This window comes from Thiocapsa rosea (assembly GCF_003634315.1).
GTDB classification, from domain to species: domain Bacteria; phylum Pseudomonadota; class Gammaproteobacteria; order Chromatiales; family Chromatiaceae; genus Thiocapsa; species Thiocapsa rosea.
The window spans coordinates 1,146,323-1,159,857 of the sequence record NZ_RBXL01000001.1 but is presented as its reverse complement, the minus strand read 5'-3'; the positions used below and the strand labels follow the sequence as shown (position 1 = coordinate 1,159,857).

At 65.3% G+C, this 13,535-nt stretch carries 10 protein-coding genes; 7 read left to right on the top strand and 3 right to left on the bottom strand.

Going from position 1 to position 13,535, the window contains the following annotated elements; genetic code table 11:
* The first annotated feature begins 67 nt into the window (after positions 1-67).
* The 6 genes from BDD21_RS05320 (at position 68) to BDD21_RS05295 (ending at position 6,423) form a co-directional block, all read left to right on the top strand.
* Positions 68-922: an urease accessory protein UreD gene (locus BDD21_RS05320; protein WP_245969424.1), complete on the top strand. Its 855-nt coding sequence runs from the start codon at positions 68-70 to the stop codon at positions 920-922.
* 165 nt (positions 923-1,087) lie between these two features.
* Positions 1,088-1,390, top strand: coding sequence for an urease subunit gamma (gene ureA / locus BDD21_RS05315; RefSeq protein WP_120796255.1), 303 nt, complete (start codon positions 1,088-1,090; stop codon positions 1,388-1,390).
* Positions 1,391-1,606: 216 nt separating this feature from the next.
* Complete coding sequence (locus tag BDD21_RS05310; RefSeq protein WP_120796254.1) at positions 1,607-1,927, top strand: urease subunit beta; 321 nt, start codon at positions 1,607-1,609, stop codon at positions 1,925-1,927.
* Positions 1,924-3,627, top strand: a complete 1,704-nt coding sequence (ureC, locus tag BDD21_RS05305; protein WP_120796253.1) for an urease subunit alpha — start codon at positions 1,924-1,926, stop codon at positions 3,625-3,627. The genes BDD21_RS05310 and ureC overlap by 4 nt, the downstream gene beginning before the upstream one ends.
* Before the next feature lie 404 nt (positions 3,628-4,031).
* The gene (gene argS, locus BDD21_RS05300) at positions 4,032-5,804 is read left to right on the top strand and encodes an arginine--tRNA ligase (RefSeq protein WP_120796252.1); all 1,773 of its coding nucleotides are present in this window, start codon (positions 4,032-4,034) and stop codon (positions 5,802-5,804) included.
* 1 nt (position 5,805) lies between these two features.
* Positions 5,806-6,423, top strand: coding sequence for an SPOR domain-containing protein (locus tag BDD21_RS05295; RefSeq protein WP_120796251.1), 618 nt, complete (start codon positions 5,806-5,808; stop codon positions 6,421-6,423).
* Between the two features lie 63 nt (positions 6,424-6,486).
* Here the strand turns inward: BDD21_RS05295 and phoU are convergent, their stop codons facing one another.
* Positions 6,487-7,152, bottom strand: coding sequence for a phosphate signaling complex protein PhoU (gene phoU / locus BDD21_RS05290; protein WP_120796250.1), 666 nt, complete (start codon positions 7,150-7,152; stop codon positions 6,487-6,489).
* A 126-nt stretch (positions 7,153-7,278) separates the two neighbouring features.
* Here phoU and BDD21_RS05285 point away from each other — a divergent pair, with 126 nt between their 5' ends.
* Positions 7,279-7,938, top strand: coding sequence for a histidine phosphatase family protein (locus BDD21_RS05285; RefSeq protein WP_120796249.1), 660 nt, complete (start codon positions 7,279-7,281; stop codon positions 7,936-7,938).
* A gap of 118 nt (positions 7,939-8,056) precedes the next feature.
* Here the strand turns inward: BDD21_RS05285 and BDD21_RS05280 are convergent, their stop codons facing one another.
* Entirely contained in the window at positions 8,057-10,342 is a 2,286-nt protein-coding gene (locus tag BDD21_RS05280; RefSeq protein WP_120796248.1) for a bifunctional diguanylate cyclase/phosphodiesterase, read from the bottom strand.
* 4 nt (positions 10,343-10,346) lie between these two features.
* Positions 10,347-13,298: a chemotaxis protein CheB gene (locus tag BDD21_RS05275; RefSeq protein WP_120796247.1), complete on the bottom strand. Its 2,952-nt coding sequence runs from the start codon at positions 13,296-13,298 to the stop codon at positions 10,347-10,349.
* Positions 13,299-13,535: the final 237 nt, after the last annotated feature.

Here is a 13,535-nt window from a genome sequence, read left to right as displayed (position 1 = left end):
TCGCGCCGCAGCCCCGACGCGGCTCGTCGGTCGCAGGCCAGGCGTTGCAGCCCCCGAGCGAGACCGGGTGACGGAGCCTGCCGTCTCGCGCTTGCCGTCAGCCGGCCGGGCGGACGGTTGGCGCGCCCGACTTGAGCTCGCAATCGCTCCGCGTGCCGGGCGCAGCCGGGTCGTGGACAGGCGACGGGTCGGCCCCTTGACCATCCAGCGCCCCTTCTATCCCGAGGGTGCCCCCTGTCATCTCTATCTCCTGCATCCACCGGGCGGCGTGGTCGGAGGCGACCGGCTGGAGCTTCAGGTCCGGGTGGCGAGCGGTGCGCACGCCTTGGTGACGGCGCCGGGGGCCACGAAACTCTATCGCAGTGCCGGTCCACTCGCGCTGCAGAACCAGCATCTGGCCGTGGCTGCGGGCGGCGTTCTCGAATGGTTTCCGCATGAGAACATCTTCTTCCCCGGCGCCTTGTGCGGTCTGAGCACGCAGATCGCGCTGGCGGGCGACGCCCGTTTTATCGGTTGGGAGATCCACTGTCTCGGACGTCCGGCGATCGGGGAGCGCTTCGTCGTGGGGCGAGCCGAGATCGCCATGAACCTGTCGCGCGACGATCGCCCGGTTTTCACCGATCGGCTGCGCGTGGCGGGCCTGTCGAGCCTCGACGGGGCCGCCGGCTTGCGCGGGTTCCCGGTCTGCGCCACCTTTGTCGCCACCGGAGCCCGTGCCGACGCGCTCGACGCTGCTCGGCATCGTCTGAGCGAGGTCGCGCCTTCTCCGGTCGGTGCGACCCTGATCGATGACCTTTTGGTAGTCCGGGCGCTTGCGCCCGAGGTTGAGCCGGTCAGTCGTCTGTTCAGACATCTCTGGTCCGATCTGCGCCCCGGTCTTTTGGGTTTGGATGCATCGATACCCCGGATCTGGGCGACCTGAACCGCGTCCGGTACGGTCTGCAATCCTCGGCCTGTGCTCGATCTTGCGTGAGTCGATCCACGCAACGCCCGACGCGCTTTAGAATAGAATGATGGGGTTGCGCTGAATCCGCGACCAAGCCCGTCTATCATTGTGTCTACAGACAGCGACGACCAGGAGCCGATCATGGACCTTAGCCCCCGAGAGAAGGATAAGCTGCTGCTCTTTACGGCCGGACTGCTCGCCGAGCGCCGCAGGGCGCGAGGTGTGCGGCTGAACTATCCCGAGGCGATCGCCTACATCAGTTGCGCCATCCTAGAGGGTGCGCGCGACGGCCGCACGGTGGCCGAGTTGATGGATTACGGTCGCACCCTCTTGACCCGCGAAGATGTGATGGACGGCATCCCCGAGATGATCGAGGACATCCAGGTCGAGGCGACCTTCCCGGACGGAACCAAGCTGGTCACGGTCCACGATCCGATCGTCTGATGAACCGCGTCCGGTAGGACATGGCTTGTCCGCGTTCGGGATCGACCTAGAAGCGACTCACGACCGTCGTCGCTGACGCGGTTCATGTGTTTTTGGACTTGATATTTTTAATGTCCTAAACCGCGCCGACTCCAACGGTCATCAAGTCTGCCGGGGCCGATCCCATCCAAAAACATCGCATACCGCGCCCGGCGCGGTTTAGGTAGGAGTAGGCCCATGATTCCAGGTGAGATCATCACGGTTCCGGGCGATATCGAGCTGAACGTCGGCAGGCCCGGAGTGACCATCCAGGTCGCCAACACCGGTGACCGTCCGATCCAGGTCGGCTCGCACTATCACTTCTTCGAGACCAATGCGGCACTCGCCTTCGATCGGGAGCAGACCCGAGGCCGGCGGCTCGACATCCCCGCAGGCACGGCCGTGCGCTTCGAGCCCGGCCAGTCCCGCACCGTGACCCTGGTCCCTTATGCCGGAGACCGTGTCGTGTATGGCTTCAACGCCCAAGTGATGGGAGTGCTCGACGGAGATCAGTCATGAGCAAGATCAGCAGGGCGGCCTACGCCTCAATGTACGGCCCGACCGTCGGGGATCGGGTGCGTCTGGGCGACACCGAGCTCTTCATCCAGGTCGAGGAGGATCGCACCTGTTACGGCGACGAGGTGACGTTCGGCGGCGGCAAGGTGATCCGCGACGGGATGGGTCAGTGCCAGCGTCAGGCCGACGAGGTGGTGGATCTGGTCATCACCAACGCCCTGATCCTGGATCATTGGGGCATTGTGAAGGCCGATATCGGCATCAAAAAGGGCCGTATCGTCGGAATCGGAAAGGCCGGCAATCCGGACACCCAGGCGGGCGTGGACATCCTGATCGGGCCGGGGACCGAGGTCATTGCCGGCGAGGGGCAGATCATCACAGCCGGGGGAATCGACGCCCACATCCACTTCATCTGCCCTCAGCAGATCGAAGAGGCGCTGATGTCGGGTGTGACGACCATGCTGGGCGGCGGCACGGGACCGGCGACCGGCACCAATGCCACGACCTGCACGCCCGGGCCCTGGAACATCCGGCGCATGCTCCAGGCCGCCGAGGCCCTGCCGGTGAATCTCGGGTTCCTCGGCAAAGGCAACGGCAGTTTGCCGAATGCCCTTGAGGAGCAGGTGCGCGCCGGTGCCATGGGGCTCAAACTGCACGAGGATTGGGGCACGACACCGGCCGCGATCGACTGCTGTCTCGGGGTTGCCGAGAAGATGGACGTGCAGGTCGCGATCCACACCGACACGCTCAACGAGTCCGGCTTCGTCGAGGACACCATCGCCGCCTTCAAGGACCGCTGCATCCACACCTATCACACCGAGGGCGCGGGCGGCGGCCATGCCCCGGACATCATCAAGGCGGCGGGTTTGCCGAATGTCCTGCCCTCTTCGACCAATCCGACCCGACCCTACACCGTCAACACGGTCGACGAACATCTGGACATGCTGATGGTCTGCCACCACCTGTCCCCGTCGATCCCGGAGGACGTGGCCTTTGCCGAGTCGCGCATCCGTCGCGAGACCATCGCGGCCGAGGACATCCTGCACGATCTGGGCGCCTTCTCCATGATCGCCTCGGACTCCCAGGCGATGGGCCGCGTCGGCGAGGTCATCTGCCGCACCTGGCAAACGGCGCATAAGATGAAGGTCCAGCGCGGCGCGCTCCCCGGCGATCCGGCCGAGCACGACAACTTCCGGGCCAAACGCTACATCGCCAAGTACACCATCAACCCGGCGATCACCCACGGCATCGCGCACGAGGTCGGCTCGGTGGAGGTCGGCAAGCTCGCGGATCTGGTGCTCTGGCGGCCCGCCTTCTTCGGGGCCAAACCCAGTCTCATCATCAAGGGTGGCCTGATCGCGGCGGCCGCGATGGGCGACCCCAATGCATCCATCCCGACACCCCAGCCGGTCCATTATCGGCCCATGTTCGGTGCCTTCGGCGGCGCATTGGGCGCGACCTGCATGACCTTCCTCTCGCAATGGGCCTTGGAGGCCGGGGAGCCGCAGCGGCTGGATCTCAAGCGCTTGGTCGGGGTTACCCGCGACAGTCGGCTGGTACGCAAGTGCAACATGATCCATAACGACTATCAGCCGACCATCGAGGTGGATCCGCAGACCTACCAGGTTCGGGCCGACGGCCAGCTGTTGACCTGCGAGCCTGCCGGTGTGTTGCCGCTCGCTCAGCGATACTTTTTGTTTTAAACCGCGCCCGGCGCGGTATGCGATGTTTTTGGACGGGATTGGCCCCGGCAGACTTGACGACCGCTGGCGCTGGCGCGGTTTCAGCCTGATGCGCTCCGGCGCTCGCATCGTCGAGGGTGTCCATGTGCGCCCGGCGACACCTCCGATCGGAGCGGTCGGGTGGACAAGCGCCGTAGGGTGGACAAGCGCAGCGCAGTCCACCAGCGCCGGCGCCGGCATTAGGTGGACTTCGCTCTCGCTCGTCCACCCCACGGGCCGGTCTTAAAAACAACACCCGCTCGGTCCATCCCTCCGAGGGTCTGATTCGGTTATTCTATCGTCCCGACGACGCGTCCCCGCGCGTGCGCCACCTGCCTTGCCGGCTTTTCCCCTGCAGATCCGACCGATACTCCAATGAAGTCCCTATGAAACAGGCCATCACCGATTTGATCCGCACGGCTCTGGCGAGCCTCGTCGAGGCGCCGACGGGCGACGCAGGCGGATTGCCCGAGCCCCAACTGGACCGGACCAAGGACACCTCTCACGGCGACTTTGCCACCAACGTCGCGATGGTGCTCGCCAAGCGACTCGGCGCGAAGCCGCGCGAGGTCGCGCAACGCCTGGTGGATGCCTTGCCCGCCTCCCCGCTGATCGCGCGCGTGGAGATCGCCGGGCCGGGCTTCATCAACTTCTTCCTCGCCGAGGACGCCTATCGTCGGCTGATCCCCGAGATCCTGAGCGCTGGCCCCGCCTTCGGACTGAGCCGAATCGGTGCCGGGCGGCGCGTGCAGGTGGAGTTCGTCTCGGCCAATCCGACCGGACCCCTGCATGTGGGGCACGGCCGCGGGGCCGCCTACGGGGCGGTCGTCGCCGATCTGCTCGCGGCGGTCGGCTTCGATGTCCACCGCGAGTATTACGTCAATGACGCCGGGCGACAGATGGACATCCTCGCAAGCTCCGTCTGGCTGAGATATCTCGAGCTGTGCGGCGAGGAGCTGACCTTCCCGAGCAACGGCTACAAAGGCGACTATGTTTGGGACATCGCCGCGACGCTGCATCGCGAGCATGGCGACGCCTATCGGGTGGATGCCGCCACGGTCTTTGCCGGCCTGCCGCCCGATGCGCTGCCTGACGGACACGACGGCGGCGACAAAGAGGCCCATATCGACGGGGTCATCGCCGCGGCGAAACGGCTACTCGGCGACAACCGCTACCGTTATGTCTTCGAGCTGGGGCTGAACACCATCCTCGACGATATCCGCGATGACCTTGCAGGATTCGGTGTCGAGTATCAGGAGTGGTATTCGGAACGCACGCTCGCCGAGAGCGGGGCCGTCACCCGGGCCATCGAGCGTCTGCGCGAAGCCGGTCATGTCTACGAGCAAAACGGCGCACTCTGGTTCCGCTCCAGTGCCTTCGGCGACGAGAAGGATCGGGTGGTGGTGCGCGAGAACGGTCAGAGCACCTATTTCGCCTCCGACATCGCCTATCACATGGACAAGCTCGAGCGTGGCTTCGAGCGCGTCATCGACATCTGGGGCGCGGATCACCACGGCTATGTCCCGCGCGTGAAGGCGGCGCTCCAGGCCATGGGCGACGATGTCGAGCGCCTCGAGGTGCTCTTGGTGCAGTTCGCGATCCTCTATCGCGGCGGCGAGAAGGCGCAGATGTCGACCCGTTCCGGCGAGTTCGTGACCCTGCGCCAGTTGCGCAAGGAGGTCGGGCGCGATGCCGCGCGCTTCTTCTACGTCATGCGCCGTTGCGAGCAGCACCTGGATTTCGACTTGGATCTGGCCAAGTCCGAGTCTTCCGATAACCCGGTCTATTACGTCCAATACGCCCACGCCCGTGTGTGCAGTGTGTTGCGGCAGGCCGCGGAGAAGGGCATGCCGGTCGAGCCGAGCACGGGTGTCGAGAATCTGGAGCGCTTGACCGAGTCGCATGAGCTGGCGCTGCAACGCACCCTGGCGCGTTATCCCGAGGTGGTCGAGGCGGCGGCGCTCAAGGCCGAGCCGCACCTGCTGACGCATTATCTGCGCGAGCTGGCGAACGAGCTGCACACCTACTACAACGCCCACCAGTTCCTGGTCGCGGACGCGGCCCTGCGCGATGCACGCATCAAGCTGATCTTGGCGGTACGCGAGGTGCTGCGCAACGGGTTGGGTCTGCTCGGCGTCTCCGCCCCGGAGGCCATGTGAGATGAGCAAGGATTATCGGCGGGCCAGCCTCGCGCGGGCGACGCCGCGGCGCGGCAAACAGGGTTCTTCCTGTCTGTGGTCGTTCCTGCTCGGCGGCATGCTGGGCGCCTTCGGGGTCGGTCTCTATTGGACCCAGAATCCGGACGCCATGCAGACACCGCCCGCGTCCTTGCCGGCCAAGGTGGAGCGGCCGGCGGCGGCGCCTCCGAGTTTCGAGTTTCCCGACCTGTTGCGCGACACCGAGGTCGATATCGCGCCCCCGCCGCCACCCCCGCCCGCGGCCCCGCGTCCCGAGCCACGGACCGCGGTCGAGCCACGGACCGCGGTCGATTCGGCGCAGCCCGCGCCGGTCACGGCCCCTGCAGTGCCGACCTCCACGACCGGCAAGGGCTTCCTGGTTCAGGTCGGATCCTTCAGGCGCGCGAGCGATGCCGAGCGACTGAAGGCGGAGCTTGCGCTCCTCGGGATCTCCAGTCGGGTGGAGGTGGCGACCATCCCGAGCGGGGAGACCTTTCATCGTGTCCGCACCGGCCCCTATGCCGATCGGGCTGCCGTCGACAAGGTTCGTGATCTGCTCAAACGCAACGGCAAGGAGGCGATGACGATCCCGATCAAGTGACCCCGACAGCCGGCGCCGATCACAGGGTGCCGGCCGCGGCTTCGCGTTCCCTGCCGCGCGGACCTAGCCCAGCTCGGGTGTCTCGCCGGAGGCGACATAGACCGCCCGCTCGGCCACGTTGGTTGCCCGATCCGCAACCCGCTCGTAGTTGTGGACGATCCACAGCAGATAGGTCCCGGTCGCGGCGAAATCAGGATCGGCACGCATCATCGTCAGCACCCGCTCGATCACCGCCTGCTCGTTGCGGTCGACCTGATCCTCGCGCGCGATGCTCGCCCGTGCGCTCTGCTCGTCGCTTCCGCAGGTAAAGGCTTCCAGTGTCTCGCCAAGCATGGCGATTGCATCCGCGGCGACCTCGACGATGGCCTCGACCGATTCGCTCGGGAACCGCGTTTCCCCGGCTCTGCGCAGGATACGTGCGACATCCGCGGCATAATCCCCGATACGCTCGAGCTCCGAGACCAGCTCCATGCAGGCCCCGATGGCGCGCAGATCCGCACCGGCCGGCTTGTAGGCCGCCAGTGTTACCAGGCATTCCTGCTCGAGCACACGCCGCTGCTGATTGATCTGCGTGTCCCCTTCGATGATGCGCTCGGCCAGCTCGAGGTCGTGTCGGCTCAGGCAGGTCACGGATTGGTTCAAGGCGTTGATGACCATCTGGCCCAAGTCGCCGACCGCGGTCTGAAGCTGCGCGCGCCGGCGCTGCACCAGATTGATGTTCTCGCTCATCTCGTCGTCCCCTGTCTCTTGTGTTGATGCTGTCGAAAGCTCGACGGCTTCGGCGCGGGCTCGGTATAACATAAGGACGCCGACCCGCCTAGATTGAAATCCAACGCGCCACCCGGTAGGACCCTCATGACCGACAGAGAAGACGCACCCGCCTCGACGACGATCTGCGTGACCCGTCACGGGGAAACGGACTGGAACATCACCGGTGTCCTGCAGGGATGGATCGATGTGCCACTCAACGACAACGGCCGGAAACAGGCCTTCGAGATGGCCGATGCCTTCAAGGACGCCGGCTTTTCGCAGGTGTGGACCAGTCCCCTGAGCAGGGCGTCGGAGACCGCGCGGATCGTCGCCGAGGTCTTGAAACTCCCCTTCCCGGTCCACTCCGAAGGTTTGAAGGAACGGAACTTCGGCCGCGTTCAGGGGATGACCAAGCAGGATTTGTCCGTCCTTCACCCCGGCCTGCATGCGGACATCATGCGCAGAGACCCTGCTTGCCATTTCGACGCAGGAGAGTCGCCGGACCAGTTCGCCGACCGCATCGTCGCGGCCCTGCATGAGATTGCACGACGGCATCCGGGGGAGCGCGTCCTTGCCATGACCCACGGGTGGGTCATGGATGTGATCACCCGGCATGTCCGACAGTTACCGCGGACACTGGTACTGGATATGAAGCGCAAGAACGGGGAGTCGCTTTGGCTTGCGGTGACGGAGGGATCGGTCTGCTCGGTCTGCGATACCGGTGACGGGATGCAGGCACCGAGCGGTTCGGGTGATGGAGTTTGATCGGTGTCGGTGCGCGGTTAAACCGCGCCCGGTGCCGTATGCGTCATGTGTTGGAATGGCTTGGCCGCGCCAGCTCCGACGACTGTCGGAGCTGGCGCGGTTTAAGTTATTAAGAAAATTAACAGTAACGCGATGCGAGCTCCTCCGGTCCGACCGCTTTGCTGAAGAAATAGCCCTGCGCTTCGTCGCAGCCCTCGCGAATCAGAAGCTCGGCTTGCGCGGCTGTTTCGACGCCTTCGGCGAGAACGGCCAAACCGAGACTGCGTGCCAGACCGATGACGGCTTGTACGATGGCTTCATCGTCGCTCCGGGTCATCAGCCGCTCGATGAAGGAGCGGTCGATCTTCAGGCGTCGAATCGCGAGGTGCTTGATGCAGGCCAGCGAAGAGCAGCCGGTACCGAAGTCGTCCACCGCCAGACCGATGCCGAGTCCGCCGAGCCGCTCCAGATTGGCGATCGTGCCGGTGGGGCTGCCCATGAGCGATGCCTCGGTCAGCTCCAGCTCCAAACGTCGTGGGTCGAGATCCGTTCGCGCCAGGATCGACTCAATCTGCTCCGGCACGTCGTCGCCCTGAATCCTGTGCACGGAAAGATTGACGGCGAGTCGGGGTACCGTGAATCCACCCCGATCCCAGGCGGCCACCTGTGCACAGGCGTGCTCGAGGACCCAAAGATCCAATTGATCGATCACCCCGATGTCGTGCGCCAAGGGTAGAAAATGGCCGGGAGATAGCAGGCCGAGCCTCGGATGGTCCCAGCGGCATAAGACCTCGACGCCGCACAGTTCGCCGCCGGGCAGGCTGACTTGGGGCTGATACTCGAGCATCAGCTCGTTGTGCAGGAGCGCGTTTCGCAGCTCCTGCTCCAGGCGCAGGCGCTCCGCGGCCCCTTCCGACATCTCCGGATCGAAGAATCGGAAACCGTTGCGGCCGGCCGCCTTGGCGCGGTACATGGCGATATCGGCGTGACGAATGAGGGTGTCGGCATCGGCTCCGTCGAGCGGATAGATGCCGATTCCGATACTCAAGCTGAGGAAGAGTTCGCGACCCTCCACGTCGAAGGGTGTGGCGAAGAGATCGAGCAGACGTTTTGCGAGGATCGCCGCGTCGTTGGGCTCTTGAACGTCCTCGGAGATGACGACGAACTCGTCGCCCCCCAAGCGTGCGACGGTGTCGCTTGCCCGCACGGATTGCATCAAGCGCGCGGCGACCTGTTTGAGCAAGAGGTCGCCGACCGGGTGCCCGAGGGTGTCGTTGACGGTTTTGAAACGGTCCAGATCAAGGAAGAGCAGTGCCGTCTCGCCGCCGCGCCGAATCGTGCGGGGGATCGCCTCCTCCAAGCGCTGGCGGAATAGACTCCGATTCGGGAGTCCCGTGAGGGCGTCGTGCTGGGCGAGAAAGTGGAGCTGCTCGCGCGAACGCTTCAGCTCGGTGATGTCGCGATTCACACCTCTGCGCCCGAGGAAGTCTCCCGATTCGCCGAAGACGGGGGTACAGGAATGCTCGATCCAATGTTCATGGCCATCAAGGTGGCGGATCCGCAGCTCCAGCGGCGCGATACCCCCCGACTCGTCGCCGAGATGGGCCTCGAGGTGGCGCTCCCAGTGGCGGCGATCGTCCGGATGCAGCAGGCGGCGGAAGAGGTCCGCATCCGCGACGAATGCCGCCGACGGATAGCCGGTGAGGCGGGTGCAGGCCGGCGAAACATAGCGATAACGCCCGTCCGGCCCGATCCAGTATTCCCAATCAGAGCTGAATTCGGCGATCACGCGATAGCGCTCGCGACTCTCGCGGAGTGCCTCGCGTTGCAGGACGGCCTCGGTGCGGTCGACGACGGCACAGAGGAGGCGACGCCCTTCATCCTCCTCGCTCGGCAGCGCAACCATGTGGAGATCGCCGATGAAGACCTCGTTGCGCTTGGTTCGAAACCGCAGCTCGTGCAGATCGATCGGCTCGTCCGGGCGCAGTTGCGAGAGCGCCTGAATGACCGGTCCGCGGTGGGGCTCGTCGATCAGACGGACAAAGAAATACTGATGGAAGGCGGTGTCGCGCAGCCCGAAGAGCCGCCGTGCCTCCTCGTTGGCCTCTTTGACGAGCCCCTGCCCGTCCACGACGAGCTCGGGCATGGGCAGGCTGTTGAAGAAGGCCATGAAGCGACTCAGGGCGCCCTGGGTCTGATGGTAGCTGCGCTGCAGCTCCTCGTTCTGGATCTCCAGCTCGGCCTGATAAATACGCAGGCTTTCCACCAGAGCGGCTTGGTCGACGTCCTTGCCCACAAGGAGTTTTTCGGCCAAATCGAAGCGACCCTGCCGCAGCGCCAGAAGCGCGCGCGTGCGCAGTTCCTCGTCGGGAATCTCGAACGGGCTCCCGAGATCGGTGACCGGTTGATCGGCTGCCGTCGTCACGCCGCTAGCCTTCGTTGCCCGCGTCGGACCACTGACTGACATTGATGTGGCTGACGATCACCCCGCCGCCGGGGTGCTTAATCGGCGCGACATGCATGGAGAACCAGCGTCGTTCCTGCGCAGAGTGACAGGGGTACTCCATCGCAAACGCGTCGCGCCGCCCCTCGAGCACGGCACGGATGCCATCCAGTGCGGTCCGTCCTCCGGGGCTGTCGACGCCCGAGCCGTCATCGCACGCATCGAGATAGTTGGATCCCACGCCCGAGGCTTTAAGGTCGGGGTCGCCGTTGGCGGCGGCGAACTCGCGCCAGGCGCGATTCACGAGTGTGATGACACCGTTCGGATCGAGCACGGCAACATGCTCCGGCAGCGAGTCGAGCACGGCCTGCATGCGCTCGATATCGTAGAGCGTGGTGATGTCGACAAAGGTCGCGACCGCGCCGCGCGCGTCGCCCGGGCGCACCGCGTAAGGCAGGACGCGCGCGAGATAGACGCGCCCGTTGGCGGCGTGGATCTCGCGCTGGAGCATCTCGCCGCTGTCGACGGTGCGATGCAGCTCGTCGATGAAGGGCGGATACTGCAGCAGGTTCGCGAAATCGTCGATCGGCCGCCCGAGATCCCCGTTGCGGATCTTGAACAGACTGGTCGCCTCGGGCGTGAAGCGGGTCAGACGCAGCGCCGAATCCACGAAGACCGTGGCGATGGCGGCAGCCTTCGCCATGCTGTCGAGGTCGGCATTGAGCCGATTGAGGATCTCGATCTTCTCTTGGTTCTCGGCGTTGACGGTATAGAGCTCCTCGTTGACCGATTGGAGTTCCTCGTTGGAGCTTTGCAACTCTTCGTTGGAGGCCATCAGCTCCTCGTTGGTGGCCTGCAGCTCTTCGTTGGCGGTCTCGAGCTCCTCGATCGTCGCCTGTAGGCTTTCGCGCGTCGCGCCGAGTTCGCGCTCGAGCGTTTCCATGCGCTGGATGGTCTCGCGATCGATGTTGATCGTCTCCATGCCGGCCGCATTCGCGAGCGTCTCGATCGGCTCGGGCTCGGGCTCGGGCTCGAACGACAGCAGCAGATGCGACTCGCCCTGGATCACGTCGAACGGTCTCACCACCAGACGCAGCCGCCGCGAGGTGCCGTCCGGATGTCCGACGGTCAGGATATCCGAGCGCAAGGGTGTGGCACTGCGCGTGGCCTTGTGCAGCAGTGCCTGGGCGACCGAGGCGAGCGGGGCCGCGAGCAGCTTGGCGACATCCAGGGTGGCGCTGCCCTCGGAGATACGCAGATAGTCGCCGACCTCGCCGAAGACATGGAGCAGCTCGAACCGATTGCTGAGCAAGAGGCTGGCCGGCGCATAGCCGCGCAGCAGGATCGATTGTCCGGCATCGATGACGGCGGCATCGCTGGTGAGCTTATGACCGTGGCGGCCGAGCCGCCGCCCCGGGGCGCTGGCGGCACGCGGGGCGAGCGGGGTATTCGCCAGATCCAGGGGCAGCGACACATGGCGCAGAATCCGGTAGATCTTGTGCTTGGAGCTCACGGCGGAGAAATCCGACTGCAGCTCGGCCAGGGTCTCGCTCGGCCCCAGGAAGAGGAAGCCGCCCGGCGCCAACGCGTACTGGATGCGGCGCAGCGCGCGCTCCTGGGCCTGGGTGCGGAAATAGATCAAGAGGTTGCGGCACGAGACCAGATCCATCCGCGTGAAGGGCGGATCTTCGAGCAGATTGTGCTTGGCGAAGACGATGCTTTGGCGGATCTCGTTTTTGACGACGAAGTGGTTCCCGCGCTTGTAGAAGAAGCGTTCGAGCCGTTCCGGGGAGAGCTCCGCCGTGATTGCCTCGGAGAAGACCCCGGCCCCGCCGACCTCGACGTTCTGCTGCTCCACGTCGGTCGCGAAGAGCTTGAAGTTCGGCCAGCGGCGCGCGCGATCGAAGGCCTCGGCAAATAGGATCGCCAGACTGTAGGCCTCCTCCCCGGTGGACGCGCCCGCCACCCAGACCCGGATCGGTTGGTTCTCGCCGCGTTCCGCAACGATGGTCTTCACCACCGTCTCGGCCAGGATGTCGAAGGTCTCCGGATCGCGGAAGAAGCTGGTCACCGGGATTAGCATCTCGCGGCGCAGGACCGCCAGCTCGCCGCGATCGTTGTCGAGCAGCCGGACATAGTTGGCCAGATCCGGGGTGTGCCGGACCTGCATGCGCCGCTCGATCCGGCGCATCACGGTGGCCGGTTTGTATTCTCGGAAGTTGATGCCGCCTTGGTGTTGCAGCAGGTGCATCGTCTCCTCGAAGGCGTCGTCCTTGTCGATGCCCAAGGCGCGCCCGTCGGGCTGGACCTTGGCTCGGGGGATCTGATGGATGTGCTCGACGATGCGCGGACCCAGTGCGTCCGGCGCAAGGATGGCGTCGACCAGGCCGGTGGCGATCGCACTGCGCGGCATGCCGTCGAATTTGGCCGACTCAGGTTCTTGGGCGAGCAGCAGACCTCCGGCGTCGTTGATGGCGACGGCGCCGCGTGTGCCGTCGGATCCGGTTCCGGAGAGCACCACGCCGATGGCGTGCTTGCCGAACTCCTTGGCCACGGACGTAAAAAAAAGGTCGATCGGCAGGGTGAGTCCGCGTGGGTTCTTCGGTGTCAGGCGCAGGGCGTCGCCCGAGACGCTCATCATGCTCGCAGGCGGGATCAGATGGACGCGGTCGGGCTCGATGCGCATCTCGTGCTCGACCGTCACGACGGGCATTGCGGTGTGGCGGCCGAGCAGATTGGCCATCATGCTCTTGTGATCCGGCGAGAGATGCTGGATCACCACGTAAGCGGCGCCGAGATCGGTCGGCAAGGACTGAAAAAAACGCTCCAAGGCATCGAGACCGCCGGCCGACGCGCCGATGGCCACCACATAGCCGTGGAACTGCCCCGTGCGCCCCGGCTCGCCCTGCGGCTGCTCGGCTTCGATCACCTTCGACATGATGGATTCCTATGGCTCCTGCGCGGCCGGGTCGCGGATGCCCCGGCCAGCTCGGCTCAGAGGCCCCGATCGACGCAACGGGGGATTCAAGGCGACCCTGCAATGTCCGAGGTCAGGTCGCGCCGACGGATGAAGTATATACCGAGCGCACGTCGGTTTTCCGCAGCATTGCGCGCCCCGCACACGCCGGGCCGGTGTTGCGCCTCCCCGGCGCGCCTTGTCCCGATGCACCCTGCT

Excerpts from the sequence above, each read along its gene's own strand:
- ureA (WP_120796255.1), top strand. The coding sequence starts at position 1,088 with ATGGACCTTAGCCCCCGAGAGAAGGATAAGCTGCTGCTCTTTACGGCC.
- BDD21_RS05310 (WP_120796254.1), top strand. The coding sequence starts at position 1,607 with ATGATTCCAGGTGAGATCATCACGGTTCCGGGCGATATCGAGCTGAAC.
- ureC (WP_120796253.1), top strand. The coding sequence starts at position 1,924 with ATGAGCAAGATCAGCAGGGCGGCCTACGCCTCAATGTACGGCCCGACC.
- argS (WP_120796252.1), top strand. The coding sequence starts at position 4,032 with ATGAAACAGGCCATCACCGATTTGATCCGCACGGCTCTGGCGAGCCTC.
- BDD21_RS05295 (WP_120796251.1), top strand. The coding sequence starts at position 5,806 with ATGAGCAAGGATTATCGGCGGGCCAGCCTCGCGCGGGCGACGCCGCGG.
- phoU (WP_120796250.1), bottom strand. The coding sequence starts at position 7,152 with ATGAGCGAGAACATCAATCTGGTGCAGCGCCGGCGCGCGCAGCTTCAG.
- BDD21_RS05285 (WP_120796249.1), top strand. The coding sequence starts at position 7,279 with ATGACCGACAGAGAAGACGCACCCGCCTCGACGACGATCTGCGTGACC.
- BDD21_RS05275 (WP_120796247.1), bottom strand. The coding sequence starts at position 13,298 with ATGTCGAAGGTGATCGAAGCCGAGCAGCCGCAGGGCGAGCCGGGGCGC.